24 protein-coding genes are annotated in these 26,842 nt (G+C 44.9%); 13 read left to right on the plus strand and 11 right to left on the minus strand.

The annotated features are described in order from the left end of the window. Positions 1-17: 17 nt before the first annotated feature. From pstA to RTS09_RS09550, 5 genes are all read left to right on the plus strand, one after another. Entirely contained in the window at positions 18-887 is an 870-nt protein-coding gene (gene pstA / locus RTS09_RS09530; RefSeq protein WP_007117173.1) for a phosphate ABC transporter permease PstA, read from the plus strand. Between the two features lie 61 nt (positions 888-948). Further along, a complete protein-coding gene (gene pstB / locus RTS09_RS09535; protein ID WP_219299031.1) occupies positions 949-1,704 on the plus strand; it encodes a phosphate ABC transporter ATP-binding protein PstB in 756 nt (251 codons plus the stop codon). A 198-nt stretch (positions 1,705-1,902) separates the two neighbouring features. Then, positions 1,903-2,787 (plus strand): iron uptake system protein EfeO, encoded by an 885-nt coding sequence (efeO, locus tag RTS09_RS09540; RefSeq protein ID WP_312536480.1) that lies wholly within the window; start codon positions 1,903-1,905, stop codon positions 2,785-2,787. A 79-nt stretch (positions 2,788-2,866) separates the two neighbouring features. After that, positions 2,867-4,207: an iron uptake transporter deferrochelatase/peroxidase subunit gene (gene efeB, locus RTS09_RS09545; RefSeq protein ID WP_312536482.1), complete on the plus strand. Its 1,341-nt coding sequence runs from the start codon at positions 2,867-2,869 to the stop codon at positions 4,205-4,207. Positions 4,208-4,269: 62 nt separating this feature from the next. Next, complete coding sequence (locus RTS09_RS09550) at positions 4,270-6,066, plus strand: FTR1 family iron permease (protein ID WP_312536483.1); 1,797 nt, start codon at positions 4,270-4,272, stop codon at positions 6,064-6,066. A 141-nt stretch (positions 6,067-6,207) separates the two neighbouring features. On the opposite strand, the gene rsfS is transcribed toward RTS09_RS09550, so the two are convergent. The 4 genes from rsfS to RTS09_RS09570 all read right to left on the minus strand — a co-directional run bounded on the left by rsfS (position 6,208) and on the right by RTS09_RS09570 (position 11,183). Next, positions 6,208-6,609 (minus strand): ribosome silencing factor, encoded by a 402-nt coding sequence (gene rsfS / locus RTS09_RS09555; RefSeq protein ID WP_050324756.1) that lies wholly within the window; start codon positions 6,607-6,609, stop codon positions 6,208-6,210. 144 nt (positions 6,610-6,753) lie between these two features. Continuing rightward, positions 6,754-7,506 (minus strand): nicotinate (nicotinamide) nucleotide adenylyltransferase, encoded by a 753-nt coding sequence (gene nadD, locus RTS09_RS09560; RefSeq protein WP_312536487.1) that lies wholly within the window; start codon positions 7,504-7,506, stop codon positions 6,754-6,756. Between the two features lie 292 nt (positions 7,507-7,798). Then, the gene (pta, locus tag RTS09_RS09565) at positions 7,799-9,943 is read right to left on the minus strand and encodes a phosphate acetyltransferase (protein WP_312536490.1); all 2,145 of its coding nucleotides are present in this window, start codon (positions 9,941-9,943) and stop codon (positions 7,799-7,801) included. Between the two features lie 64 nt (positions 9,944-10,007). Next, positions 10,008-11,183, minus strand: coding sequence for an acetate kinase (locus tag RTS09_RS09570; protein WP_312536492.1), 1,176 nt, complete (start codon positions 11,181-11,183; stop codon positions 10,008-10,010). Between the two features lie 336 nt (positions 11,184-11,519). On the opposite strand from RTS09_RS09570, the gene lptM reads away from it, so the two are divergent. From lptM to RTS09_RS09590, 4 genes are all read left to right on the plus strand, one after another. After that, positions 11,520-11,822 carry an LPS translocon maturation chaperone LptM gene (gene lptM, locus RTS09_RS09575; protein WP_312536495.1) on the plus strand — a complete coding sequence of 101 codons (303 nt, stop codon included), beginning with the start codon at positions 11,520-11,522 and terminating at the stop codon, positions 11,820-11,822. Next, positions 11,812-13,119, plus strand: coding sequence for a diaminopimelate decarboxylase (gene lysA / locus RTS09_RS09580; RefSeq protein WP_312536497.1), 1,308 nt, complete (start codon positions 11,812-11,814; stop codon positions 13,117-13,119). Before lptM ends, lysA begins: the two co-directional genes overlap by 11 nt. A 205-nt stretch (positions 13,120-13,324) precedes the next feature. Continuing rightward, entirely contained in the window at positions 13,325-14,257 is a 933-nt protein-coding gene (gene dapF, locus RTS09_RS09585; protein WP_282841307.1) for a diaminopimelate epimerase, read from the plus strand. Between the two features lie 24 nt (positions 14,258-14,281). Next, on the plus strand, positions 14,282-15,316 hold the full coding sequence (locus RTS09_RS09590) for a tyrosine recombinase XerC (protein WP_312536500.1): 1,035 nt from the start codon (positions 14,282-14,284) through the stop codon (positions 15,314-15,316). Positions 15,317-15,401: 85 nt separating this feature from the next. Here the strand turns inward: RTS09_RS09590 and RTS09_RS09595 are convergent, their stop codons facing one another. Together RTS09_RS09595 and RTS09_RS09600 are read right to left on the minus strand one after the other, a co-directional pair. Continuing rightward, positions 15,402-15,860 carry a cyclic nucleotide-binding domain-containing protein gene (locus RTS09_RS09595; RefSeq protein WP_036594464.1) on the minus strand — a complete coding sequence of 153 codons (459 nt, stop codon included), beginning with the start codon at positions 15,858-15,860 and terminating at the stop codon, positions 15,402-15,404. A gap of 17 nt (positions 15,861-15,877) precedes the next feature. Further along, positions 15,878-16,933, minus strand: a complete 1,056-nt coding sequence (locus tag RTS09_RS09600; RefSeq protein WP_312536503.1) for a nitrilase-related carbon-nitrogen hydrolase — start codon at positions 16,931-16,933, stop codon at positions 15,878-15,880. Between the two features lie 228 nt (positions 16,934-17,161). On the opposite strand from RTS09_RS09600, the gene rpoN reads away from it, so the two are divergent. Further along, positions 17,162-18,961, plus strand: a complete 1,800-nt coding sequence (gene rpoN / locus RTS09_RS09605; protein WP_312536506.1) for an RNA polymerase factor sigma-54 — start codon at positions 17,162-17,164, stop codon at positions 18,959-18,961. Between the two features lie 353 nt (positions 18,962-19,314). Further along, on the plus strand, positions 19,315-20,553 hold the full coding sequence (locus RTS09_RS09610; RefSeq protein WP_312536509.1) for a cation:proton antiporter: 1,239 nt from the start codon (positions 19,315-19,317) through the stop codon (positions 20,551-20,553). Between the two features lie 57 nt (positions 20,554-20,610). On the opposite strand, the gene thiS is transcribed toward RTS09_RS09610, so the two are convergent. The 4 genes from thiS to RTS09_RS09630 all read right to left on the minus strand — a co-directional run bounded on the left by thiS (position 20,611) and on the right by RTS09_RS09630 (position 22,851). Continuing rightward, on the minus strand, positions 20,611-20,811 hold the full coding sequence (thiS, locus tag RTS09_RS09615) for a sulfur carrier protein ThiS (RefSeq protein ID WP_144918115.1): 201 nt from the start codon (positions 20,809-20,811) through the stop codon (positions 20,611-20,613). 47 nt (positions 20,812-20,858) lie between these two features. After that, a complete protein-coding gene (locus RTS09_RS09620) occupies positions 20,859-21,227 on the minus strand; it encodes a DUF423 domain-containing protein (protein ID WP_312536517.1) in 369 nt (122 codons plus the stop codon). Between the two features lie 5 nt (positions 21,228-21,232). Beyond that, positions 21,233-22,414, minus strand: a complete 1,182-nt coding sequence (rpoH, locus tag RTS09_RS09625) for an RNA polymerase sigma factor RpoH (RefSeq protein WP_312536520.1) — start codon at positions 22,412-22,414, stop codon at positions 21,233-21,235. Between the two features lie 74 nt (positions 22,415-22,488). Next, positions 22,489-22,851, minus strand: coding sequence for a sulfurtransferase TusA family protein (locus RTS09_RS09630; RefSeq protein ID WP_099834301.1), 363 nt, complete (start codon positions 22,849-22,851; stop codon positions 22,489-22,491). Between the two features lie 287 nt (positions 22,852-23,138). Here RTS09_RS09630 and RTS09_RS09635 point away from each other — a divergent pair, with 287 nt between their 5' ends. After that, positions 23,139-24,758, plus strand: a complete 1,620-nt coding sequence (locus RTS09_RS09635; RefSeq protein ID WP_312536522.1) for a M48 family metalloprotease — start codon at positions 23,139-23,141, stop codon at positions 24,756-24,758. 3 nt (positions 24,759-24,761) lie between these two features. On the opposite strand, the gene yihA is transcribed toward RTS09_RS09635, so the two are convergent. Continuing rightward, positions 24,762-25,463: a ribosome biogenesis GTP-binding protein YihA/YsxC gene (yihA, locus tag RTS09_RS09640; protein ID WP_312536525.1), complete on the minus strand. Its 702-nt coding sequence runs from the start codon at positions 25,461-25,463 to the stop codon at positions 24,762-24,764. Between the two features lie 489 nt (positions 25,464-25,952). On the opposite strand from yihA, the gene RTS09_RS09645 reads away from it, so the two are divergent. Next, on the plus strand, positions 25,953-26,621 hold the full coding sequence (locus tag RTS09_RS09645; RefSeq protein ID WP_312536528.1) for a c-type cytochrome: 669 nt from the start codon (positions 25,953-25,955) through the stop codon (positions 26,619-26,621). Positions 26,622-26,842: the final 221 nt, after the last annotated feature.

The raw sequence follows: 26,842 nt of genomic DNA on the forward strand, positions 1-26,842 counted from the left end.
GGACGCTGGGGAATACTATGACTACTACCAACATGAATCGTAATAACGCCATTTACAAACGCCGCCGTCTAAGCAATGCTTTAGGACTGGTATTTGCCGGTTTGTCCATTGTATTTGGCTTGACCTTCTTAGGTTTAATTTTATTCAAATTGTTTTTATCAGGCTCGCATGCGTTATTGACCATGCCTATTTTTACGCAAGACACGCCATCGCCAAACGAAATTGGCGGTCTTCGCAATGCGATTATCGGCTCAATCATGGTGACAGGATTGGGGCTTGTGGTCGGCACACCGATTGGTATCATGGCAGGTATTTATCTTGCTGAATTTGCCGAAAACAGCTGGCTTGGTAAAGTCACCCGTTTTATGAACGACATTTTGCTATCAGCACCATCGATTGTGATTGGTTTATTTATTTTTGCTTTGATGGTACAAGGTCGTAACTTCTCAGGTTGGGCAGGTGCAATGGCTTTAGCGCTCTTGGTTATTCCTGTGGTGGTACGTACCACCGAAAATATGCTCCGTCTAATTCCCAATACATTACGTGAAGCAGCTTATGCGTTAGGGACGCCAAAATGGAAACTGGTAACATCCGTTACTTTACGTGCTGCCAAAACTGGGGTATTAACAGGTATCTTACTGGCATTTGCGCGTATCTCGGGTGAGACCGCGCCGTTACTATTTACCGCGCTTAATAACCAATTCTTTAGTACCGATATGGGTCAACCCATTGCCAACTTACCAAACGTGATTTATCAATACGCCAGCCAACCATACCCTATTTCAAACCAATTGGCTTGGGCAGGTGCGTTACTCATCACCTTGGCGGTATTAACATTGAATATTTTGGCACGTGCGCTAAGTGGTAAAGAGCAATCATCACATTGATGATCAATAGAAGATTAAAGCTATTTGCTAGTATCAAACAAATTTTATTAAGGTATTCATCATGACCGCAAAAATGCAAATTCGTAATTTAGATTTTTATTACGGTAAATTTTTAGCCCTTAAAAATATCAACATCGATATCGCTGACAAAAAAGTCACCGCGTTTATCGGACCGTCAGGCTGTGGTAAATCAACGTTACTGCGTACCTTTAACCGCATGTATGACCTCTACCCAGGCATGAGTGCCACGGGCGAAATCAACCTAGATGGACAAAACATCTTGGATAAATCGGTGGACGTCAACTTGCTGCGTGCTCGCGTGGGTATGGTATTCCAAAAACCAACGCCATTTCCAATGTCAATCTATGACAACGTGGCATTCGGTGTGCGTCTGTACGAAAGCTTAAGCCGCGCTGAGCTAGACGAGCGCGTTGAATGGGCGCTCAAAAAATCGGCACTATGGACTGAAGTCAAAGATAAACTTAAAGCATCGGGTCTGTCATTGTCGGGTGGTCAGCAGCAGCGTCTATGTATCGCCCGCGGTGTGGCAACCCGTCCTGAAGTATTGCTACTAGACGAACCCACCTCGGCACTTGACCCTATCTCAACAGGCTCAATTGAAGATTTGATTTCAGACCTAAAAAATGATTACACCATCGCCATCGTCACCCACAACATGCAGCAAGCGGCACGGGTGTCTGACTATACCGCGTTTATGTACTTAGGCGAAATGATGGAAATGGGGGATACCGATAAAATGTTCACCAACCCAGACCGTAAAGAAACTGAAGAATACATTACGGGTAAATTCGGCTAAGCTATTTTTTCGTTATTGGCTATCTGCTCATCATTTAGCCCATCACAATACCTCGCTGGTGCGGGGTATTTTTTTGCTTAAACTTCTAAGCTCAATCAGAGCAAAATAAATATTGATAACGATTCTCATTTACCCTATAATTCGCCAATTGTCATTATTTTTTTATTTTTTATCACTTTTTACTTTTAAGGATGTTTTATGTTGAGCCGTACTTTTACCTTATCAATATTACCTCTAGCGATATCTGCATTACTATTGACGGCTTGCCAAAAAACCGAACAAAAAACCGACGTAGCACCTGCTGCAAGTGCAACGACTAACGCTTCTGCAGTCACAGCGTCGGCGCAGAGCTCAGTTGATTTGAGTAAAGAAACGGCGGAATACAAAGCTTGGGTACAAACCCAAATTGATAGCTTGCTCGCCGATACCCAAAAATTTGTCGCACTGCTCGAAGCGGGTAAATTAGAAGAGGCGAAGGCGTTATACCCAAAAGCGCGCATGTATTATGAGCGCTCAGAGCCGATTGCTGAAAGTTTTGGCGACCTTGACCCGCGTATCGATAACCGTGAAGCCGACCTTGAGCCCAATGAAGCATGGACAGGCTTCCATGCGATTGAAAAAATCTTGTGGACGCAAAATACCACCAAAGGCACCGAAAAACTGGGTAAACAACTGATTGCAGATGTTAAAGAATTGCACGCCAAAATTCCAACAGCAGAGGTCACAGGCGACTTGATGGTACAAGGTGCAGTAGATTTGCTCAATGAAGTATCAACGAGCAAAATCACCGGCGAAGAAGAAATTTTCTCGCATACAGACTTGTATGATTTTAAAGCCAATATTGAAGGTGCTGAGAAAATATTTGCCATTTTAAAACCAAAAATCCAAGCCAAAAACCCAGCGTTAGTCACGGAGCTTGAGCAAAAATTTGGTGCAGTCAACCAACTACTTGCCAAACACCAAGTCGGGCAACAAGACTATAAATCCTATAAAGAGCTAACCCCTGCAGATACCAAGGCGCTAGCCGAAGCGGTGAATAAACTCGGCGAACCCTTAGCGCAGATGGGCATTGTATTGCAATAAGTCAAAGGTGAAGCAAAAAATTGCTTCACTTGACGGTTTTAGGGTGGAATAAAAAGGTCAGTACGGTGTTAGAGGCAGTATGAAACATAGTAAATTAGATAAGCAAGCGCAAGAAACAGGGGTGGGATTAAAAACGTCAAATCGTCGCAGTTTTTTACGCCAATTTGGTGCGCTCAGTGTCGCAGGCGCAGGTTTAGCCGTGTCGGCCTGTCAGCAAAAACCAAGCGAAAACTTACCTAACTTGCAAGCTTTAGATGGCAATCAGTCCAAAGATAGCGATAAAAACGAAAATCCTAAACATGCCGGTAGTGATGCCAATACTACCAAAAATAGTTTTGCGGATGTCAAATATGATTTTTATGGCGAACACCAAGCAGGCATTACCACGCCGTCACAGCGTAATATTTATTTTTTGGTGATGGATTTACATACCGATAAGCTTGATGATGTCAAACAGATGTTCAAAGACTGGACAACCTATGCGGCCAATTTGACGCAAGGTAAAAACATCAAAGCGTATGAAAAGAACCCGTTTGTGCCCCCAACCGACACAGGCGAAGCAGACAGCATGGGCGCGTACGGATTGACGTTGACCTTTGGTATTAGCCCAAGTTTTCTAAAAAAAATGGGACTGACTCATAAGCAGCCCAAAGAATTCCAAGACTTGCCCAAGTTCCCGCGCGATCAATTACGAGAAAATTTGACGGGGGGTGATATCTGTATTCAAGCCTGCGCCGAAGATGCCCAAGTGGCGTTCCATGCGGTACGGCAACTGGTTCGGCAAGCGCGTTCTAATATTACCATGCGTTGGAGTCAGTCAGGTTTTGTTGGGTTTGATACCGGCAATCATACGCCCCGTAATTTATTCGGCTTTAAAGACGGCACTGCCAACCAAAGCACCATCAAAGCTGCGGACAAAAACCTATGGGCGGACGCGCCTGATTGGATGAAAGGCGGCACTTATTTGGTCACTCGCATCATCCAAATGCATCTTGAAACTTGGGATCGCACCTCGCTTAAAGGTCAAGAAGACACCTTTGGTCGACATCGTGATAGCGGCGCGGCGATTGGACAAAAAGGCGAATTTGACACCTTTGATGTGCACGCCAAAGACGCGCAGGGTAAAGCAGTGATACCTGAAATTTCCCACATGGGACTGGCAAAACGCACAGGCGTGGAGATGCTACGCCGTTCGTATTCTTACAGTAGCGGCATTAACCCAGCCACCGGGCAGTTTGATTCAGGGCTGCTGTTTATTTCATTTCAAAAATCGCCCGAACAATTTATTATTATCCAAAATGCCCTAGGTCGTCTTGATAAAATGAATGAATACACCACCCACATTGGCAGTGGGCTATTTGCTTGCTTCGGTGGTATCCTGCAAGGTGGCTACATTGGACAAGCATTATTTGAAGCTTAAAGTTAAAATGCAACATCCATCACTTAAAATAGACGGTTAAATAGACGGTTAAAAAGTTACTCATGATAAACATCACCCAAAAAACCTTGCTAAGTTTTGCTCTAGCAAGTTCGCTGCTCATCAGTAGCCAAGGCTTACAAGCCCAGCAACCAACGCCTGCAAGTGCCCAGATAGCGACGCAAGCCAGTCAACCAGCCAGCAAAAAGCTGAATTTAAGCCCTATTTTTATCAACCTATCCGACGCGATGGCGGCGATTAAAGCCAATGATGCCTCAAAAGCCAAGGGCACCCTTCTACAAATTCAAACAGCCTTTGATGCCATAGATGCAACGGCAAAAAATTCCACGCTTGGGCAACAGACAAGCCAAGCGATTGGGCAAGCCATCAGTAATCCCACAGAAGCCAATTTATCAGCCGTGTCAAATGCGTTATATGCCTTTGAAAAAGAACAAAATCCTGTAGATTACAGCACGAAGCGAAAAGAGTTTGCCAAAAAAATGGTACCGGCGTATGATAATCTTAATCAAGTCATACAACGTGCAGCGCCGACAGATGTCGAAGCGTTACGGGCGGCTTACAACCAGTTTAATGCCGTTTGGCTAGGTAATGAGCGGGTCGTACGCAATACCAGTATGGGGCACTACGGCAAAATCGAAACACCCATGGCGCTGATGCGAGTGGCGATTGAAACCCAACCCATCAATATGGCGCAAATCAAAACCCAATCTGCTGCGCTAAAAGATGCCATCGACAGTTATAACAAGGGTGACGTAGCTGCTGTACAAACCACACAAACCGTCACTCTAGCAGATAGTATCCAGCTACTGCGCGATGGTTTACAGGCGTTTAAAACAAACGACGCAGCAACTGGTCAAGCCAAGTTAGGCGAGTTTATTAGTATATGGCCAACGGTCGAAGGCGATGTCAGAACGCGTAACCCTAGCCTATATAATCGGGTGGAAAGTCAAATTCCGTTAGTCATGGCGAAGGGGCAAGACCCTAAACAGCAGCAGACACTGCAATCGATTATCAATGAATTGGCGGCAATCAATCCAACAGCCCAATATACCGCGGTTGACTCGATGCTGATTCTGCTTCGAGAAGGGTTAGAAGCCTTATTGATTGTCATCTCGCTGTTATCGGCTTTAACCGCTGCCAAACAAGTCAAAGCCAAAAAATGGGTGTATGCTGGTGTCGCTTTTGGCTTACTTGCCAGTATCGCAGGTGCGATGGCATTACAGCTATTATTCCCTGCGGTGACTTCTGCCGCCAATCGTGAGATGTTTGAAGGGGTCATCGGCATCGTTGCGGTCATTATGATGATCGGCATTGGCGCGTGGCTACATAGCAAATCATCCGTCCAATCATGGAACGCTTATATCAAGCGTCATATGGGACAGGCCATGACGGCAGGTAGCTTTGTGTCGTTATTTGGATTGAGCTTTTTATCCGTGTTTCGAGAAGGCGCAGAGACCATATTGTTTTATGTCGGTATATTACCCAATATCAGCATGAGTAATTTTTTAACTGGGATTGGTTTGGCGCTTGTAGCACTGGCAGCAGTGGCTTGGGCGATGCTAAAAACCTCAGTTAAATTACCGATTCCACAGTTGTTTAAAGTCTTAACTTGGGTGATTTATTTACTGGGCTTTAAGATTTTAGGTGTCAGTTTGCACGCCCTGCAATTGACAGGGTATCTGCCGATGACCGCCATGAGCCGCTTGCCCGCCATTGAATGGCTAGGATTTTACCCAACGCTACAGACATTTTTGGCACAAATCGGCTATATTATTATCCTTATTGGTATCAATCTTTGGATGAAAAACCATCAACGTCAGCAAACGGCTGCCTTGGCATAACTTTTAACCAAAGAATATCAACGCCATAAAAAAATGGGTAAAACTTATTTACCCATTTGGTTGTAGCGTCTAGTTCATAACGCATAGTTTGCATAACATAGTTTATATAATAGTGTAGTCTAAACTAGGCTATAGACTATACTACGCCGTTTTTTCCATACGCTCGCGCTGCGATTGACCTTGCCATAAGCCTTCTAGGTCATAAAACGTGCGTGCTTGTGGCATCATCACATGCACCACCACAGCGCCCAAATCAATCAAGGTCCAATCACTGGTGCCTTGACCTTCCACACCAATCGGATTAAATCCTGCTTGCTTCGCTTTCATCGCGACATGGTCGGCAACCGCTTTAAGGTGGCGGGTAGATGTCCCTTCGGCAATCACGATACGCTCCATGACTTCAGTCATATCAGCAACATCGAGTACGGTAATGTTTTTGGCTTTTAAATCATCCAAGGCATCTTGAACGATGTCAAGGCAAGTGGTTAACTGTTGGTGGGCAGGGTGTTGATTGACTAAACTAGCAAATTGGGTATCGGTCATAAATGCGTGGATTCCATGGATTGGGTCATAATGATTGGGTTATAAGGGTAGCTTAAAATAGGATCATGACAATCCTAAAAAAAGTGCGCTATTTTAACAAAAATCTAACGCACAGGTTATCAAAAAATGTAAATCAATATCAGGCTAAACGTGTGGGGCATATAACTGATGCTCAACAATATACCGATAAACCTCCCTCGGTAAACTTAGCCGCGCTTGCTGTCGTTGTCGAGCTTCTACGCTGTATAGCCAAGCTCTGATATCACGACTGGCGATATCAGGCACGACAAACTTATCAATATAAATATGGTTAGTGGTTTGATTTATCAAGTCTTTTGGTGAATGAATGATAAAAGGCACTAGCCGATTATCAATATTTATATTAGGGGGTTTATCCGTATTGGCCAAAGCATTTTGGTTTAAGTTTTGGTGTAAAGTGTGGCTTAAATTGTGGCTAAGGCTGCCCAAGGCAGGACGGGGTAGTACCCATAGATTGGTCAGCGAAAGCAGCTCAAAGCCGCGATACCATTTATCAAGTTGTTCAACACTGTCTTGCCCAAGGACAAAAATCAGTAGGTCATTGGGGTAACGCTGTTTAAATTCACTCAAGGTATGAAAGCTATACACAGGCGGCTGACACTGCAGCTCAGTTTCATCAATCGACAAAAAAGGCACATCGCCAATCGCAAGCCTAAGCATTTCAAGGCGCTGCTGGTTGGAAGTTGGCTTGGTTTTTAAGGGCGAACCTGCCGTAGGCAATAATTTGGCGATGATATCAACGTTGGGGAAGGCGCGCATGAGCTCATGGTACACATGCGCAATCATCTGTAAATGCGCCAAATGTATCGGATCAAATGAGCCACCCAACCAGACACGAATACAGCGAGGCATTGTCATAATCAAATGCCTAATTTAAAGTTGGGGTAAAGAAAACTAAAATCCTTCATCATCACTGACACATCTTACGGTTGGTTTGCCGGTTCATCGGTTGGTACATTGCGCACAAAAATCACTTTGTGCAGAATTTTACCATAAAGCAATTTTTGGGCATAACAGATTGTGGCGCACTAGCCTAGTGGTGGAACAGTAGCCTTACATTGCTATTTAAGCCGATATCCTGTGTGACAGGCAATTGTGACAGACAACAAAAAGGTGAGTGTCAAACTCACCTTTTTTTAAATATAAACGCTTAAAACTCACCGCTATCGGCTTGAACCGCTGTGAGCGCAATGGTATAGACAATATCTTCAACTAAGGCGCCACGCGACAAGTCATTCACAGGCTTATTTAAGCCTTGCAGCATAGGACCGACGCTCACCACGTTGGCAGAGCGCTGCACCGCTTTATAGGTGGTATTGCCAGTGTTCAAATCTGGGAAGATAAACACATTGGCTTGACCTGCCACCAGCGAATTTGGCGCTTTTGATTTTGCCACGCTTGCCACACTGGCAGCGTCATATTGTAACGGACCATCAATGAGTAAATCAGGTGCTTTGGCTTTGGCGATTTCGGTGGCTTGACGCACTTTATCCACGTCTGCGCCTTCACCTGATGAACCCGTCGAGTAACTAATCATGGCAACTTTGGGTTCGATACCAAACGCTTTGGCAGATTGGGCGGATTGTAGGGCGATTTCAGCCAACTGTTCTGCGGTAGGGTCTGGGTTGATGGCACAGTCACCATACACCACCACTTGCTCAGGCAGTAGCATAAAGAAAATAGACGAAACCAGTGAATACTGCGGCGCTGTTTTAATTAACTGAAACGCAGGGCGGACGGTATTGGCAGTGGTATGTACGGCGCCAGATACCAGACCATCGACTTCACCCAAGTGCAGCATCATCGTACCCAGCACGACGGTGTCTTTGAGCTGTTCATGGGCTTGCAGTTCATCGAGTTTGCCTTTACGGCGCTCAACCATAGGTTTGACGTACTTGTCAATCAAGGTCTCTGGGTCAAGAATCTGCAGGCCTTCAGGTAGGGTGAGCCCCAAGTTCTTGGCAACCTCTTCGACTTCACTGCGTTTGGCAAGTAAGATACAATGGGCAATACCACGAGTTTGACAGATGACCGCCGCTTCAACGGTACGGGGCTCAGCGCCTTCAGGCAGTACGATGGTTTTTTTGGCAGCTTGGGCTTTTTTGACCAAGGTATGACGAAAAGCCGAAGGGGAGAGTTTGCGGTTGTTGTTGCCTTGACTAAAAGTGGTTTTGATCCAGTCCAAATCCAAATGCGCGGCGACAAAATCGGTGACTTCACTGGCGCGAGTGGTGTCATCGGCGGGGATTTCATGGCTGATGTGGTTAAGTTTGGTAACGGTATCAAAGCTGTCAGTGTCAACCAGCATCACAGGAATCCCCGTTTTTAGCGCGGGGCGACACAGATTGATAATTTTTTGGTTCGGCATGATACCGCCTGTCAGAATAAGACCTGCTAGCGGCACACCATTCATGGTGCTAAGCGCAGTTGCCAAAATCAAATCGTCACGGTCGCCTGCCGTTACCAGTAAGTTGCCACGGGTGAAAGAATCTTCAATATTGGCAACGGTACGCGCAACCAGTAAAGTATTAAGCACACGGCGGTTTTTGGCGTCACCTTCATTGAGCCATTTGGCATCAAGTTCACGAGCCACATCCCAGGTACGGGGCACACTCAAGGTATTGCTAAAAGGCACCACGCCAATCAAGCGAAAATTATCGGAGTCAAAATAAGGGGAGTGGGATTTAATCGCCTGTAACTGCTCAGCTGCCAAATCAACTTTGGCTTTACCCGGCGCGACGGGTGCTTCATCATAATGGTTGTCCACGTTTTTGACGCGCATCAAAATCGTGCCTAACGTGCGCTCGCTTGCCATGCCGCCAAAATCACGGGCAAAAATATCTAGCTTGTCTACCAAACTATCAGGATTGGCAATATCGCCACTACTGACCAAGATAACTTTGGCATCTAGCGCATTGACGATGGCTAAATTCACCAATTCTGCATAACTTGAATCATTGTCGGCAGCCAGACCTTCACAGACGATAACGTCATATTGCTCAGCCAATGCTTGGTGTTTGGCAACCACTTCTTCCATCAAGTCATCTAACTGACCATCCCCAATCACGCGCTCTAAGCGGCTACGGTCAATGGATGTTGGCGGGTTTAAGTTAAAGGCATGTTTTGCAAGCACACTTGAGCTGTCATCACTCTCATGATTGGCAGTGATATTTTGGCTAAAGGGTTTTAAAAATCCGGCTTTTAGCCCGATATAATCAAGTGCACGGATAAAACCCAAACAAGCTGAGGTCAAGCCAATGCCGCTACTGGTAGGCACAAATAAAATAGTTTGCATGATAGTTCCTATTTGTTATTTTATTCAAACTAAAAACCCTGATGGGTCATCAGGGTGAGAGGGTTTATAAACCTAAGACTTCTTTGGTTTCTTTGGCGATTTGGTATTCTTCATCGGTCGGAATCACCCACAATTGCAGTAGGCTGTCGGCTTGGTGGAAGCTACCTTCTACGCCGCGAGAGAGTTCAGCATTTTTTTCAAGATTCGCTTTGATGCCAAAATGCGGCAAGTTTTGTAAGATTTTTTGGCGAATTGAGGCGCTGTTTTCACCGATACCACCGGTAAAGACCAAGCCAGTAAAAGTCGGTAATGCACAGCTGAGTGAAGCGATATAACGGGCTGCTTTATAACAGAAAATTTCGATGGCAAGTTTGGCATCTTCGTTGCCTTCATTGGCGGCTTGCTCCACCGTGCGCATGTCGCTTGAGATACCTGAAATGCCCAACAACCCGCTTTGTTTATTTAAAATTGTATCAATTTGGTCAAGGCTATAGCCCAAAATACGGTGTAAGTGAATATGCAAACTTGGGTCAACATCACCACTGCGCGTACCCATGACCACGCCTTCTAGCGGGGTCAGACCCATGCTGGTGTCCAAGCTTTTGCCATCATACACGGCGGTTAACGAGCAACCATTACCTAAATGCACCGTAATCCAACCATTGGCTTGGTGATGAGGGGCTAGGCTATCAGCGCGGTGGCTAACATAGGCGTGCGAGCTACCATGAAAACCATAGCGACGGATATAATGCTCATTGTACAAATCTTTTGGAATGGCATAGCGGTAGGCTTTGGCGGGCATGGTTTGGTGAAAGGCGGTATCAAACACGACCACTTGCGGCAAATCTGGGTAGATTTTTTCCACCGCCTCAATACCTAAGGCATGGGCAGGGTTGTGCAGGGGCGCCAATACTTTTAGCCGTTTGACTTCCGCCAAGACATGGTCGTTGACTTTTTCGGCATGAGAAAACTCACGTCCGCCATGCACCACACGGTGACCCACGGCAACGGGTTTGTAAGCGGCTAATAAACCTAATATTTTTTGCAGCGCCCATTGGTGATTAGCGCCTGCCAAAGAGATTTCGACTTTTTCCCCATTGAGGTCGGTGTGTTTGATACGTGCCGTATCTAAGCCCAAGTTTTCCGCAAGACCGGCAACGCGCTCGCTGCTGTCATTGCTTAATAACGCGTATTTGATTGACGAAGACCCACAATTAAGTACTAAGATCGGATTTTGCATGGCTGTTCCTTTAGACAAGATCTTGTGCATTCCTTGCAACAAGCCCCTTCCTAACTGGATTAAATTTTAAGCTATCCTTGCCTTCAGTAATTTATTGTAGATTAAAAAAATTATATTGTGGTAATTTTTTGCCAAATTTTTGTTGTCATCATTATAGCGAAAAAGCATACCACAACAATGAGGGTGTCAACAAAATGAAAATTAACAAAAATCATCGATTTAATGCTCATCTTTAGTAAGGTGAGATAATTGCTTATAAAATGCAAAAACAGCTACAATAACCCCATCGCAAATTTTATTTTTATACTTATTTTATTCTTAAAATTAAGGGCATTCATGCAAATTTCAAAATTATCTCCAACAATCGCCGTGCTGACGGTGATGTTGGCAACCCATGTGCTGACAGGATGTGGGCAAAAAGGGGCATTGTACCTACCCAGCAACAATAGCCAACAAGTAGTCGATGCTGCCGCCAAACCGACTAGCATCACTGCCAATGCCTCTGATACCAAAGTCGATGTCAACACCCAAGATCCCAACGTCATGATCGACAATAACGCAACCCAAGCGCCGCAATCAGCGCCTCACTCAGCGACCACACCATCGGTGCCGTCGGTTGGAGGTAAAAATGATTACTGATGATGCAGCTGCAAGTTTAGCGATCAACCCGACCGAACACGTCAAGTCAAGCAACTGTCTGAGTTATGATGACAATGCCCTGATGATGGATGGCTTCAGTCTTGCAGATATCGCAAAGACCTTCGGCACACCGACCTATGTGTATAGTCAGCAGGCGATTTTGGCAGCCTATAAAGCTTATGATGATAGTTTTGCTGAGATTGAGCATCAGATTTGTTATGCGGTAAAAGCCAATAGTAACCTTGCTGTATTAAACGCACTTGCCAAAGCAGGGTCAGGGTTTGATATTGTCACAGGGGGCGAGCTTGCGCGGGTTTTGGCTGCAGGCGGTGACCCCAAAAAAATCGTATTTTCAGGACTTGGCAAAACCGCCGAAGATATTCGCACTGCCCTTGAAGTAGGGATTGCTTGCTTTAATGTCGAGTCAGAAGCCGAGCTGTACCGCATTAACGCAGTGGCAGGCAAACTACAGCAGCAAGCGCCAATTTCGCTACGCGTCAACCCCAATGTCGACGCGCAAACCCATCCGTATATCTCTACAGGGCTCAAAGAAAATAAATTCGGCATCACCCATGAAGATACGCCCCGTATCTACCAAATTGCCCATGACCTACCGCACCTAAAAGTCGTCGGTATTGATTGCCATATTGGCTCGCAGTTGACCCAAGTTCAGCCTTTTATGGATGCATTGGATAAAGTCATTGAGATGATTCACGCACTTGCCAAGCAAGGTATTGCGCTTGAGCATATTGATTTGGGTGGTGGCTTGGGTGTGCAGTATATTGACGAAGACGTTGCAAGTATTCAACAATTTGCGCAGTTACTCTTACCAAAACTGAAAACTTTAGGCTTAACACTGTATCTAGAGCCAGGCCGTAGTATCGTTGCCAATGCAGGCGTATTATTGACCCGCGTGGATATTTTAAAACCTACCGAACACAAAAATTTTGCCATTGTCGATGCCGCGATGAATGATTTAATTCGTCCGGCACTTTATCAGTCAGAGATGGCGGTCATCCCCACACAGTTGAACTCACCGGTTGAACCCAAAGTATGGGATATGGTCGGGGCGATTTGTGAGACGGGCGATTTTTTGGCAAAAAACCGTGTGTTAGCATTGGCTGACAATGATGTTCTAGCCATCACAGGGGCAGGGGCGTATGGGTTTGTCATGTCGAGCAATTACAATAGCCGCCCTCGTGCTTGTGAAATTTTAGTCAAAGAGGGTCACGCCCATGTCATTCGCGAGCGTGAAACGGTTGAGAGCCTTTGGCAAAAAGAAAAATTGGTAGATTAAATCTATCCTGTAAGGTTTGCTGGCAACGCTAAGCCTTATTTGTCCCGCTGAGCCCAAAACCTTAGAAACTGAAACCAAAACCTTAGTAACCGAGCCCAAATTTGCTTGACTTGCTAAGGTTTTTTTGTTCCCCAATTACCTTATAAAAAATCAGCTATCATGATAAGATAGCGTGCATAAATCAAAATAATTTTAAGGAATAACAATGTTAATTGAATTTACCAAAATGCATGGACTGGGGAATGACTTTATGGTCATTGACCTAGTCACACAGCGACTTCACTTGACCAAAGAGTTGGTAGCGTTGTTAGGGGATAGACACTTAGGCATTGGCTTTGACCAGTTGTTGATTGTTGAGCCGCCAAGCCGCCCTGATGTCGATTTTCGCTATCGTATTTTTAACAAAGATGGCAGTGAAGTGCAGCAATGCGGCAATGGTGCTAGATGTTTTGCCCGTTTTGTGCAGGCGCGCAAATTGTCATTTAAACAACGTATTCGGGTAGAAACCGCCAGCGGTATTATTACCCTTAGCACCGATGATTATGGCTGGGTAAAAGTGGATATGGGCAAACCAAAATTTGAGCCTGATGAGATTCCTTTTACCCCCAAAACCATTACTAAAGTTCAAAACTCATACCGGCTAAATGTGGATGGTACGCCTGTGACACTCTATGTGGCAAATATGGGCAATCCCCATGCCATTATCAAAGTAGATGATGTATTGACCGCTGAGGTGGAAAAACTCGGTAAAGCGATTGAGAGCCACCCTGCATTTCCGGAGCGCGTCAATGTCGGGTTTATGCAGGTGATGAATAATCGCCATATCCGGCTACGCGTCTATGAGCGCGGTGTCGGCGAAACGCAAGCTTGTGGTACGGGCGCGTGTGCTGCCGTTGCTACAGGGGTGCGTGAAGGCTGGCTAGATGAAGGCGTGGATATTCGAGCCCAGTTGTATGGCGGCAGTTTGGCGATTCGTTGGCAAGAAGGCTATCCTGTTTATATGACCGGTCCTGCGACCTTTGTGTACGAAGGGGTGTTTAGTCCTGAGGGTTTGATGGCAGGTGCGGGGCTGAAATTTGCGCCGGCACAATCAAGTGAGGAACATCGCTCAGATGAGGGACATCCTTATCATGAATAGCACCCAACCTCGCTAACCGACACTATGACAACTAGCCGTAGCCTAAGTCAAGGGAAAAATAGTCAAGGGAAAAAGGGCAACCGTGTAGGCAAATCAGCAAACGATGATTTGCCCACGCACTTAACGCCGCATGCGGCAGAAACTGTGCTCAATACCGATGACCAAGCTTTGGTAAATCGCTGGCTGGCTGAGCTAAGCAATAAGCGTTATAGCGCAGCGACCATCAAAAGCTACCGCCAAGCGCTACAGCCTTTTTTGGCGTATTGCTATGAGCAACATACCGAGCTTTGTCACATCACCCGCCAGCAATTATCAGACTTCCTAATTCGCCGATTGGATGTCGATAAAATATCCAAATCCAGTAGTCAATATGAACTGACCGTGTTGCGTCAACTTTATAAATGGTTGATTGTTCAGCAGCTGATGACACTAAATCCCACCACAACTATACGTCTTAAACGCGCCCCGAGACCTTTGCCCACGCTACTTGATATCGATGTATTATCCCAGTTATTAGACCAAGCTGCGCCAGAAGATAGCCATGAAGCACGGTTATGGATTCGCGATAAAGCCATGCTAGAATTACTGTATGGCAGTGGTTTGCGGGTTGGCGAGCTCGTGGGACTCAATATGTCTGACATCGACAAATCACAGCGGCTGTTACGAGTATTGGGTAAAGGCGGAAAAACGCGCATCGTACCGATTGGCGAAAAAGCCTGGCAGGCACTCATCAACTATTTGCCGCATCGCTCGCTGTGGGTGGAAGAGCAAGACCCTGCGGTATTTGTCAGTGAGCGTTATGGCACGCGTATCTCAACGCGCACCGTGCAGCTACGTATCAAGCTACACGCCAAACGAGCCGGCGTCGCGCAAGACTTATACCCGCATCTACTTAGACACTGTTTTGCGTCACATATTTTAAGTGATAGTGGTGATTTGCGTGGCGTTCAAGAATTGCTAGGACACAGTGATATCAGTACCACACAGATTTATACCCATTTGGATTTTGGGCATTTATCGCAAGTGTATGACAAAGCGCATCCCCGCTCACGACGATAGCGCACAATAATAGGCAGGTTAAGCAGTGATATTAAACATGAAAAAAATATTAAGCTTAAGCCTAGCCACATCAGCCTTAGCCATCTTAAGCATTTACCGCGCGGGTCAAATGCTCAGAAGTACGGCGAAGATTAAGGCTCAAGATAATCGCTAAGCCACGCAGCATCTCAACACCGATACGAGGATAATCTGACAACAGTCGCTCAAAGTCAGCGCGGGACAAGGTGACAAGCGCACATAGGCTGGCGGCTTTAATGGTAGCGGAGCGAGTTAATAAATCTAACAGTGCCATTTCACCCGTACTTTCGCCCGCCCGAATTTCACCGACTTTAATTTCTGCCCCTGAAGGGCTGTATTTAATGACTGATAGCTCCCCAATCAGCAAAAAAGCCATAAAATCGCCATGCTCGCCTTCCGTAAATAACACTTCTTGCGGACTCAACTGTTTAAAATGCAATGAGTTTTCGACCACTTGAAACATATAAGGATCAAGACGGCTAAAAATTGGGCTATTCTTTAAATATTCAAAAAGTGGATTATCCATTTTTCGCTTAAAGGTCGTTAGATATTATTTGCTATGATAGTCAATTTTTGACATTCGAGCAACGCAATATTCTGCCGAGTTATTTGCTGCGCATCCGCATCAAAGTCGGCAAAAATCACGCTCGGCGCTTGTTGGTAAAAGGTTGTCTTATCAGCAGTTTGGTCAAGCTGTTGGCGACTATTTGGCTTAGGCAGCCAGCTTGCCGCTTTGGCAGATAAAGGTAAATGCGCTAAATTGTTGGTGATATCAAAATCAAAATCTCGGGTTACTCCATCGTTTGCTGCATCATTTGCTGCATCGGTTACCGCGTAGCTTGCTGCATTGATTTTTTGTGTGAAAACGTTCTCGCCATCACTGCTGATAAATTCGCTATGCCCCCAAGTGCTGCGAACATTGCTAGGCGCTGAGGGATTGACGACATGGTCACCCGTCTGACCTGCGCCAATGACCATGCATTGACTATCGAGCGCCCTTGCGGTGAGTAGGGCATGCCAATGTGCTTTACCTGTTTGGTAAGTAAACGCCGAAGGCGCTGTCAATATATCTGCGCCTAGTTCGCGTAGTTTGACCGCAAGGGTGGGGAAACGAATATCAAAACATACCATCATGCCGACTTTGCCAAACTCGGTATCCGCCACAATGAGCTCATTACCGGCTTCGAAGGTTCTACCTTCATCATAGTTGCCTGTGCTATCATTGACGGTGGCTTTGAACAAATGAATTTTGTCATAGCGCGCTAAGCAGTCGCCAGCAGGGTCAAATAATAGTGAGCTTTGCCGAAGTTTGCCGTCAGCGACAGGCGTACCGTCAGGTCGATACGGGCAGGGCAAGGTACCTGCCAGCAGATACACACCATAGTGGCGGGCAGCCTGTGCCGACCAAGCTTTTAAGGCATCAAAATATTGACTGGCAAAACCTTGTTTGCCAAAACAAAAAGCGTTTTCTGGCAAAATCACCATGCGGGTGCCGCGTTCACTGGCAATTTTAATACCTAATTCAATAGATTGAAGATTTGCTAAGATATCGGTCTGGCTATTGAGTTCAACAATCGCAAATTTTTTCAGTTTTGTCATGGTGTGATTTCGTAAGCAAAAAATTTAGGAAAATTTGTGGATGCTGCAGCTAAGTAAAGCTAAGCACAGTTAAGCTAAGTGCAGATAATTAATATACGGCTGAATGTCAAAAAATACTAGCATATCTTGTTGAAACAATACTAAACTAGCAACCTAGCAGAGCATAGACACACCATAGACACACCATCTAAACTAACCTCATTAGAATAAGGCTTAAAATAACGCGTTATGAAAATTGGTATTGGGGCAAAGCTAACGACGGGGATGACACTCACCCCACAAATGCAGCAGGCAATTCGCTTGCTGCAACTATCGAGTCTTGAGCTTGAACAAGAAGTGCAGCTTAAACTCGATAGCAACCCCCTGCTTGAGCGTGAAGAAGAGTGGGAGACGTCTTATGACGACGCCGATAACCTACCCGATGGCGAAAACTATCCAGAACACGATACAAATGACGACTATGACTATGACTATGACGAAGATGACTATAAAGTAGAAGGTGTCGAGTTGTCTGAAGCTGATTTTGATGATTATACCCGTCATGAAACTGAGGTGTTGGAAGATTATCTAGCATCGGATGATTTTTATGCTGCTTCTGCTAGCCAAGATTATCCCGAGCACAGTGAACCCTCGGCAGTGCATGAGTATGCCAGTCATAGCCCAAGTGATAGTTACAGCGACAGTTATGATGACAAGCATAGGGACAGTGATGCAGACAGCGATTATCGCTATGATGAGGAATATGGCTTAGATGGCATTGATAGTAGCGAGCATCTTAGCAGCCAGCAAGTCGACATGCCGGTGGATGCACAGTGGGATGATATTTATAGCTATGAATCTTCGGCAGCCACGGGCATTGATAGTGAAGACAGTCAGGATGATTATAAGCTTGCTACGCAAGGAAATATTCAAGATTATGTCCGTTGGCAACTGAATTTAAGACGGCTCTCCACCATTGATATGCTGATGGCGGAGTATCTGATTGATAGCATGGATGAGCGCGGTTTTATCACGCTATCGAATGATGAGCTATTTCAAAGTTTTGATACCATGTTGTCATTTTATCAAGTTGAAAACGTGGACTTGGCGCTTGAAGACATTGAACTTGTGGTTAAGCAAATACAAAACTGCGAGCCACTGGGCGTTGGCGCGAGAAATTTGGCAGAATGCTTGCTGATTCAGCTCAATAAATTACCGAGCGATACCCCCTCTTGGCAAGCAGCCAAGCAAATTTTGATGCATTCAGAATTTTTTGCCAACAATAACATCAATGCACTGCTTAAATCATCCAATCTTGACGTCTCTGAGATTCAGCCTGCGCTTGCCTTATTGCGCACATTAAACCCCAATCCTGCACTGTCTTATGAAAAATCACAGCGCCAGCTAGATAATGGCATTGAAAGCTACGACATTCCTGATGTCATTGTGGTGCAGCGTGGACAGCATTGGGAAGTCAGCTTAAACCCAGAAACCTTGCCAAAACTGCGTATTAACCAAGTGTATGCCAAACTTGTCAGCCGCAATGACAACAGCGAGCAAGGCGTTTATCTAAAAGAGCAGCTGTATGATGCGCGGCTGTTTATCCGTAGTATCGAAGAGCGTAATCAAAATCTACTAAAAGTTGCAACCTGTATCGTCAAACGTCAGCAGGCTTTTTTTGAGCAAGGCGTCATGGCAATGCAGCCGATGGTACTCAAAGATGTGGCAGATGAAGTCGGCTTACATGAGTCAACCGTTTCTCGTATCACTACCAGCAAAACCATTCTTACCCCCAAAGGGTTATTTAGCCTAAAATATTTCTTTTCAAGTCAAGTCAGTAGTGATGAGGGTGAAGGTGTCTCTTCAACCGCTATCAGCGCGATGATCAAGCAAATGATTGAGGCAGAAGACCCCAAAAAACCGCTATCTGATAGTAGTATTATGAAGCATTTGCAAGATAAAGGCATTGATATTGCCCGTCGTACCGTGACCAAATACCGAGAAGGTATGAACATCGGTTCTTCTACGCAGCGTAAAGTGCGGTTTTGACCGCAATGTTGTGATTAGATAGTCAGTCAAAATCTTTTCTAGCTGAACTTTTAAATGTAAGTAAATTTTCAAATGTAACTAAATTTTCAAATATAACTCAACTTTCAAATTTAACTCAACTCTCGAACTGTTAACAAATCTCTTGGTATTTTGCTAAACAGCAATGGTTGATGGCATGCCTACCTTTTTGCATAATGGATTCATAAGGGATAAACCTTTGACGCAGTAACGTGGCTTAGCAATAATTGCTCAATAGCAACTATTTTTACTCGCAGTTATTTGAAGTGATATAAATCAAAATGATATAAACCAAGTTGCAAAGCTCTTTTAGCAACTTATCTTGGTACACGGGTATGCTTGAACACTATAATTTGATTTTACTTTTTTTAGGGTTGGCGTTTTTAATCGGGGCATTCTTTCCTGTACTACCGCGCAAGCTTTCGATATCCTTGCCTATGATACAAATTACCTTTGGCGCACTGCTAGGGTATTTTTTTATGGGGTTGCCTAGAATTAATCCGCTTAATTATGGCGTTCCTATCGAAAAAGTTACAGAAGTGGTGGTGCTGATTTCATTGGTCGGTTGTGGTATCAAACTTGATAGTCCGCTCAATTGGAAAACATGGCAACCGACCTTAAGGCTGTTGGTGATTGTGATGCCAGTGGGTATCGCCGCGATGGCATTGATGGGGCATTATATTTTTGGACTCAGTATGGCAGCGGCTATTTTGCTCGGTGCGGTGCTGGCGCCAACCGACCCTGTACTAGCGGCAAGCATCCAAGTCGGTCCACCCGACTCCAAACGACAGGAAGATGTGACCCGATTTACCCTCACGTCAGAGGCAGGTCTCAATGATGGACTGGCATTTCCATTCATTTATTTAGCGATAGCGATTGCTACGGCAGTGTCTCTCAATCAGGGTTTTGGTGCAGAAGATTGGCTGCATTGGTTGGGCTATGATGTGTTATGGCGAATCATTGCAGGGGTGGCTGCGGGTTACTGTGTTGGTAAGTTTTTGGCAAATTGGCTATTTACCAAGACACATCCCGATAAAGTCGAGCAAAGTTATATGGTATTAGCCTTGATGTTACTAGCTTATAGCATCGCAGAGTTTGTGCATGGTTATGGTTTTATTGCCGTATTTGTGGCGGCGTTAACTTTTCGGCGTTCAGAATGTGAACATGAATATCATGAGGGTTTGCATGATTTTGCTGAGCAAATTGAAGGTTTGCTGATGTCGCTTGTAATGGTATTTTTGGGACTATTGGTGGGTCAAGCGTTAGCGAGTGATGTCACCCTTAGTTGGCAAGTGTATGTGGTATGTTTGGCGTTTATATTTTTGATACGTCCCATCGTGGGTTATTTTAGTCTAGGTAAACTGGGGATGAGTCGCAATGAACGCTGGGTAACGGCAGGATTGGGCATTCGCGGGATTGGCACCTTGTATTATATCGCCTATGCGATGAATAAAGGCGTATTTACCAGTGATGAAGCGCTAAAAATTTGGGTGATTTGTGTGGTAATGATTGCAATGTCGGTTTTTTTACATGGGCTAACCGCCAATCGTTTATTAGCTATGACCAAAAATTAGTGCAACGCAAAAATAAAAAAATCGGGTAAGTTACCCGCTTTTTTTACGCGGATATGATTAGCCACCACCCACCGCTTGCACCACTTCGATGTTCATACCATCTTGCAAGGTGACATTTGCCAATTGGCTTTTTGGAATCAATTCACCGTTGATTTCAACGGCAAAACGACCTTGGGTTTGCCCCATTTCATTCAATAGTAGTAAGAGATTTTGATGTAACGTTTGTTTGACGTCACCATTTAAAGTCACTTGTGGCATTATTTCGCTTCCTGTTTTGTTACGCTTTCTGTCATGGTTAAATATGGTTAAACTGATGAAGTGTGCTTAGCAACACTGATAGCAAGCCAAATCCATGCGATAATAAACAGCGTGCCGCCAATCGGAGTAACGGCGCCCAACCAACGTGGCATACCCAAAGCCATCAAATATAGCGAACCTGTAAAAAGTACAATACCCAATTGCATCACCCACGCGATAGTAGGCGATGTGAGGTTTATACGCAATAACATACCAACAATCAACAATCCAAGCGCGTGATAAAAAAAGTATTGCGTACCTGTCTGCCACCAAGCCATTTGCTCGGCTGACAAACGCGGTTTAAGCCCATGTGCGGCAAACGCCCCACAGGCGACCGCCACTGCCATATTTATCGCGCCAACACTTAGCCAGTTCATGACAGTTAATCCAACTGCAAATGGGTATTGGCTAACATGGCTTCTTTGATTTTATCCATGGCATTTTTTTCAATTTGGCGAACCCGTTCCGCTGATATATTGTACTCTGCCGCCAACTCGTGCAAGGTCGCTTTTTGCTCATTAAGCCAGCGCTGCTGTACAATATCCCGAGAGCGATCGTCTAAGTCTTCCATCGCTTCCATCAAGGCTGAATTGTTATTTTCTTCCCAATCAGCATCTTCTACCATATCAGCTGGGTCAGCCGCATCTTCTAAAAAATACTGCGGTGCATAGCGGCCTTCGTCTTCATCATCACTTTGTGCTTCAAACGATGCATCATACGAAGTCAGACGGCTTTCCATCTCTAGCACTTGTTTGACGGTAACATTTAAGTCTTTGGCAATCGCTTCGGCTTCTTCGAGCGTTAACTGGTTGTTGGTTTTTTTCAGTGAGCGCAAGTTAAAAAATAGCTTGCGGTGCGCTTTGGTGGTCGCGACTTTGACGATACGCCAGTTACGAATCACAAATTCATGGATTTCAGCTTTGATCCAATGCACGGCAAAAGACACCAAACGCACACCTTTGTTTGGGTCAAAACGTTTCACTGCTTTCATCAAACCGACATTGCCTTCTTGAATCAAATCGCCTTGTGGCAAACCATAACCAGAGTAACTGCGCGCAATGTGAATCACAAATCGCAGATGCGACATAACCAGCAGCCGTGCTGCTTCTACATCCCCTTCGTCAGTATAGCGATGCGCTAGCTCCTGTTCTTGCTCTGCCGTCAAAATAGGAATTTGATGAACCGCATTGATATACGCGCCTAAATTCACCCCAGGGGCAGATAACGCAGTCGGCATGGTAGGAACAAGGGCATTGGTCATGGCTTTCTTTTGACGGGATCGCGATGCAGTCTTTCGTGGTTTTTCAACAAACTCATCATCATAGTCGTCATCAGCCTCGTCCACTAATTCATCATAGTCATCATAACTATCAGGGAGCTGTGCAAGGTCAATATCGTCGTCGCCTAAGCTATCAAAGTCTGGCTCGTCAAATTCATCGCGTTCGTCATCGTCGATGTCATCAAATGCAGCGTGTGGGTCGTCACCCAGCTTAGCGTCAAGCTTGGTCGATTTTTTTGCGTTGGCAGTCTTTTTTATTGTCGTTGTTTTGGTCTTTGTAGCCATGAAATAGCCTGTCAATTGTCCTTTAATTTCTGTTATTTAGTATGCCTTAAAGCCAGCTTTTTTGTAAGAGGCGTTTAGCAATTTTTGGTTATGATCGAGTGAAAGATTGTGTCTGTTGTATTTTCAGACGGTGTGATTGATGTCTGTTGCACCAGAGTATATCCGGCATGCTGACAAAAAGCTGCGATGTCACGCTTGCTGTTAGGGTCGGTTGCAGTCACATACACCGCATGACCCAACGCGGTTTTTTTTAGTGCCATTTTAAGTTTAAGTAGCGGCATCGGGCAGGCGAGTCCTTTACCATCTACATAGTGCTCAATTTGAGCATTGATGTGGATATCGTTATGTTCGCCTGAGCGAAACAATCCCCAATCTTGGCAAAAGGCGCCATCCGATAGTAAGGCAGGATTTAACGTAATCTGAGAAGAATCCGTCATGGTAATAAAATCGCTACTGGAAAATTCAAAGTGTGTTAGATGGTTATTATAGGCTAAATTACAAGTGTAGACGATTGAGATAAATCAAAGTTAGTATTATATTTTTGAAAATTTAACCTTTATCCTGCATTCAGTAGTCGGTAGATTGTAGCAAGATATCATTACAAAATTTGGCTTTTTAAAGCTGCTGAAATTTGTATATTGAGCAGTATTATTTAGCATTTATCTTTTTTTAAACACCATTTTTTAAACATCATTCTAAGCTAATTCGCTGTCAAAGGTCGCGCATGCCCATCAATCCACTTGCTAGTTATTTATCTGCTAGTTATTTATTTAGAAAAACGCCCGTAGTTGCTTTATTAAGTACCCTATCAACGGGCGTGCTTGCTGTCGATAACTTTTCCTATCAAAGTGTGCCCGCTTTTAATTCAGCCATGATTGCAAGTGCTGAGCCTACCAAGGTGAATAGCCAATTAGCCTCTATGGACAATGGACAAGCGCTCATCGATACCGAGCAAAATCGTCAAGTCGGTGAGTGGGCGTTTCGACAAATCAACGGCAATGCAGCGCTGATAAAAGACCCTTGGTTGCAGCAATCGCTTGAACAAATTGTGTGGCAAATCAATGCGGTGGCAGGTCTCAACGCACCCATGGGGCTGGTGATTATCAATGACAAGCAAATCAATGCCTTTGCGGTACCGTCTGGGCTTATCGGCATCAATGTCGGTTTGTTGGATAAAGCCAAAAGTCTAGATGAAATAGTGAGCGTCGTCGCGCATGAGATTGCCCATGTTAGCCAGCGCCATTATCAACATTGCAATGATGAAAAGACCAAACAGCTACTAATGCAGGCAGGCGGTCTTTTGGCGGGCGTCGCAGCATCCAAAGTCGGGGATGGTGATGCCGCTGCCGCTGTCATGCTAGGCTCTCAGGCGATGTCAGCCAACGCTGCTGCCTCCTATAGCCGCGGTCAAGAGCGAGAAGCCGACCGTATTGGCATGCAAATCATGAACCAAGCGGGCTATGATGTCAATGCCATGCCCAGTTTCTTTGCCACCCTAGACCAACAAAACCCTGTTAAAAGTAACACCTTGATTCCCAGTTTTATTTTAAGCCATCCGCTCACGGCAGATAGAATCAGTGAAGCAAGGGCGCGAGTCGCAACTTACAAACGTGATAGCCAGGCCAATATGGCATCAAACCGTTATCAATCTATTCAACAGCAGCGCGCGCAACTGTTTGAACAAATCCAGTGGCGTGCTCGCTACTATGGCTATCTAGTCAATAAAGCCGATTTGGAACAAGGGGCGAAAACCAGTAAAGGTGCCAAGCTTGCGCTGATTAATTATTATCTCGATAACGGACAACCCAAAGCAGCACAAAGTTTAATGCAGGATTTTGATAAGGACATCAACACGCTCGCCAATCCGCTGGCAGTCGTGACATTTAGTCAGTTAGCGGCGCAGCAAGGCAATGTTGATGTGGCAATCGCTAAATTGCAGCAACTCGCCTCTGTGTATCCTGAGCGCACAGATGTGCCACGCTATCTGAGTGATATTTATTTAAAATATCGTCCTACTGCAGAAAGTGGTCAACAAGTATTAGCGCTACTTCAACCCTTATCCAAGCAAAATCCCCGTGATGTCATGCTGTGGGATCGATTGCAGCAAGCCAGTCAACTACTCGCAAAACATCGTAGCGGCGATGAGCAACTGATTCATCGCATCAATACATTACGCTATCGCGCGTATGGCGAGTTATGGCGCAATGAGCTAAAAGACGCGGTGACATCACTCACCCAAGCCAAATTGTTAGCAAAGCAGCTACCTAGTAACCAATCTTTGCTGGCACTGCTGAACCAGCAAATCAACCAAGTGCAAGATGCCAATCAGTTTAAACCATCTTAACCATTAGACAGCTAACGTAGGTTCATTATCCGTTGGCTCATCCTGCGCGGGTAGCGCCAACCAATTGCCAAGTTTTAATGACAGTTCTTCGAGCCCAATTCTATCTTGGGCAGAAAATAATTGAATACTAAACGGCAATTTTAATTTATTAAGCTGATTGCGGGTTTGCTGCAGCGTGTTTTTGGCAGCGCCGTATTTGAGCTTATCGGCTTTGGTTAATAGCACATGAACCTCAAGCTCACCGTCTTTTGCCCAGTGTAGCATTTGCTCATCAAAGAATTTTAGTGGATGGCGAATGTCTGTGAGCAGCACTAAACCGGCGAGGCTTTTACGCGAAATTAGGTATTTTTCCAGCTCTGACTGCCATTCTTTTTTCATCGCCTCGGGCACGGCGGCATAGCCATACCCCGGCAAATCCACCAACCGCTGATCCAAATTGCCCATATTAAAAAAGTTAATCATTTGGGTGCGACCTGGGGTTTTGGAGGAACGGGCTAACTGGCGCTGCTGGGTCAATGCATTAATGCAAGAGGACTTACCAGCATTTGAGCGGCCAGCAAAAGCAACTTCGCGACCCGTATCGGCAGGACACAGTTTAAAGGTAGGGGCAGACAGCATAAATTGGGTTTGATGCAACCAGCGTTTTGCCGCATCACTATCGTCAGTAATCGCAGTTGGCGCAAAGGTGTTAGTAGAATCCATCATTAGCACATAATCTTAATGTTAAAGCGCTATTGTATCAGCAAATACCCATAACCCAAAATTTTGAGCAATTGCTACCGCTGTTCTGTGAGATATTTTTTGTAGTGAAACCCGCTTGCCAACCTGCAAATGACTTTTACATGATTATCGAGTTATGGCATAATAATCAGCCATATCAATTATTCGATTATGGTTTTAATCATAACCATCACTGTAATCGACAAAACCCTCGGTGTTTTAAAATCATTAAGCTAACTTAAATGTCGTATTAGCCATATGATTAGCGTTCATTAGTAGGGTAGCCTACAAATTTTGCAGACAAGCGCATGATTGTCTTGCTATAATATTGTAACTTAGTAGATACATTTACCAGTGTCAAAGCAATAAATATGTATGATGATAACTGGGCGTTGCTTTGATATTGTAAGTAATGCCTTTGTCGCTAGCTCATTGTGAGTCATAACCAACACGCTTTAGTAGGAATTGTTACCGATGAAAAAAATACTCACTGCCGCAAGCCTTTTAATTGCCAGCGTAAGCGGTTCTGCAGCTGTTACCGTACCAAAATATGACATTGCCAAAGGTAAGGTTATTGCTGAATCAGTTTGTGGTGCTTGTCATGGCGTCAATGGGGTTAGTACTGTTCCTGCACAGCCTAACCTTGGCGGACAAAACGTTAAGTATCTCTATAAACAGCTAACCAACTTCAAATCAGGTGCGCGTGTCAATCCTATTATGTCAGCGCAAGTGGCAAAATTAAATGACCAAGACATGGCGAATGTGGCAGGTTATTTTGCAAGTCAACCACGTTGGGGGGTAGGTTATGCCAATCCTGCTTACGCTCCCGTGGCACAAAAATTGTATTATGGTGGTAATAGCACGCGCGGTGTGATTCCTTGTGCCGGCTGTCATGGTGGTAAAGCCAATGGTAACGATTTAGCCGCTTTCCCACGTATTGGGGGTCAGCATTCAGCTTATATCGCAACCCAATTAAAACTGTTCCGTGCGGCAGGTCGTGAAGACGATGTAACCGACCCATCACAAACGCGCATGAATGATGCAGCTAAAAAAGGCGATAAAGGCATGATGCAAATCGTGGCCTCAAAATTATCGGATAACGATATCAAAGTATTATCTGACTATATCAGCGGTCTACACTAGTATTTAGCGGTATATCATTTAGCCAAGCTTAGCGCTTGGCTTTTTTATTGCCTAAAATCACCTAACCCAATATTAACCAATAGTGAATTTTATTGGCAAATTAACCTATTAACAAAAGCTTAGGCATAAAAAAAGAGCCACCGAAGTGACTCTTTTATGTGCTTACTAACGATTAGTCGTTAACTTTAGCAACAACACCCGCACCTACAGTACGGCCACCT

Origin of the sequence: Moraxella sp. CTOTU47618, from assembly GCF_032017425.1 — a bacterium.
In the GTDB taxonomy this organism is placed as follows: Bacteria; Pseudomonadota; Gammaproteobacteria; order Pseudomonadales; family Moraxellaceae; genus Faucicola; species Faucicola tetraodonis.

What these genes read in the sequence shown, in the direction of transcription:
- RTS09_RS09595 (WP_036594464.1), bottom strand. Translation starts at nt 15,860, where the DNA reads ATGGATAATCCACTTTTTGAATATTTAAAGAATAGCCCAATTTTTAGC.
- RTS09_RS09630 (WP_099834301.1), bottom strand. Translation starts at nt 22,851, where the DNA reads ATGACGGATTCTTCTCAGATTACGTTAAATCCTGCCTTACTATCGGAT.
- pta (WP_312536490.1), bottom strand. Translation starts at nt 9,943, where the DNA reads ATGCAAACTATTTTATTTGTGCCTACCAGTAGCGGCATTGGCTTGACC.
- rpoH (WP_312536520.1), bottom strand. Translation starts at nt 22,414, where the DNA reads ATGGCTACAAAGACCAAAACAACGACAATAAAAAAGACTGCCAACGCA.
- lptM (WP_312536495.1), top strand. Translation starts at nt 11,520, where the DNA reads ATGCAAATTTCAAAATTATCTCCAACAATCGCCGTGCTGACGGTGATG.
- dapF (WP_282841307.1), top strand. Translation starts at nt 13,325, where the DNA reads ATGTTAATTGAATTTACCAAAATGCATGGACTGGGGAATGACTTTATG.
- yihA (WP_312536525.1), bottom strand. Translation starts at nt 25,463, where the DNA reads ATGATGGATTCTACTAACACCTTTGCGCCAACTGCGATTACTGACGAT.
- RTS09_RS09635 (WP_312536522.1), top strand. Translation starts at nt 23,139, where the DNA reads ATGCCCATCAATCCACTTGCTAGTTATTTATCTGCTAGTTATTTATTT.
- RTS09_RS09610 (WP_312536509.1), top strand. Translation starts at nt 19,315, where the DNA reads ATGCTTGAACACTATAATTTGATTTTACTTTTTTTAGGGTTGGCGTTT.
- rpoN (WP_312536506.1), top strand. Translation starts at nt 17,162, where the DNA reads ATGAAAATTGGTATTGGGGCAAAGCTAACGACGGGGATGACACTCACC.
- rsfS (WP_050324756.1), bottom strand. Translation starts at nt 6,609, where the DNA reads ATGACCGATACCCAATTTGCTAGTTTAGTCAATCAACACCCTGCCCAC.
- lysA (WP_312536497.1), top strand. Translation starts at nt 11,812, where the DNA reads ATGATTACTGATGATGCAGCTGCAAGTTTAGCGATCAACCCGACCGAA.
- efeO (WP_312536480.1), top strand. Translation starts at nt 1,903, where the DNA reads ATGTTGAGCCGTACTTTTACCTTATCAATATTACCTCTAGCGATATCT.
- RTS09_RS09550 (WP_312536483.1), top strand. Translation starts at nt 4,270, where the DNA reads ATGATAAACATCACCCAAAAAACCTTGCTAAGTTTTGCTCTAGCAAGT.
- RTS09_RS09645 (WP_312536528.1), top strand. Translation starts at nt 25,953, where the DNA reads ATGAAAAAAATACTCACTGCCGCAAGCCTTTTAATTGCCAGCGTAAGC.
- pstA (WP_007117173.1), top strand. Translation starts at nt 18, where the DNA reads ATGACTACTACCAACATGAATCGTAATAACGCCATTTACAAACGCCGC.
- RTS09_RS09600 (WP_312536503.1), bottom strand. Translation starts at nt 16,933, where the DNA reads ATGACAAAACTGAAAAAATTTGCGATTGTTGAACTCAATAGCCAGACC.
- thiS (WP_144918115.1), bottom strand. Translation starts at nt 20,811, where the DNA reads ATGCCACAAGTGACTTTAAATGGTGACGTCAAACAAACGTTACATCAA.
- RTS09_RS09590 (WP_312536500.1), top strand. Translation starts at nt 14,282, where the DNA reads ATGACAACTAGCCGTAGCCTAAGTCAAGGGAAAAATAGTCAAGGGAAA.
- pstB (WP_219299031.1), top strand. Translation starts at nt 949, where the DNA reads ATGACCGCAAAAATGCAAATTCGTAATTTAGATTTTTATTACGGTAAA.
- efeB (WP_312536482.1), top strand. Translation starts at nt 2,867, where the DNA reads ATGAAACATAGTAAATTAGATAAGCAAGCGCAAGAAACAGGGGTGGGA.
- RTS09_RS09570 (WP_312536492.1), bottom strand. Translation starts at nt 11,183, where the DNA reads ATGCAAAATCCGATCTTAGTACTTAATTGTGGGTCTTCGTCAATCAAA.
- RTS09_RS09620 (WP_312536517.1), bottom strand. Translation starts at nt 21,227, where the DNA reads ATGAACTGGCTAAGTGTTGGCGCGATAAATATGGCAGTGGCGGTCGCC.
- nadD (WP_312536487.1), bottom strand. Translation starts at nt 7,506, where the DNA reads ATGACAATGCCTCGCTGTATTCGTGTCTGGTTGGGTGGCTCATTTGAT.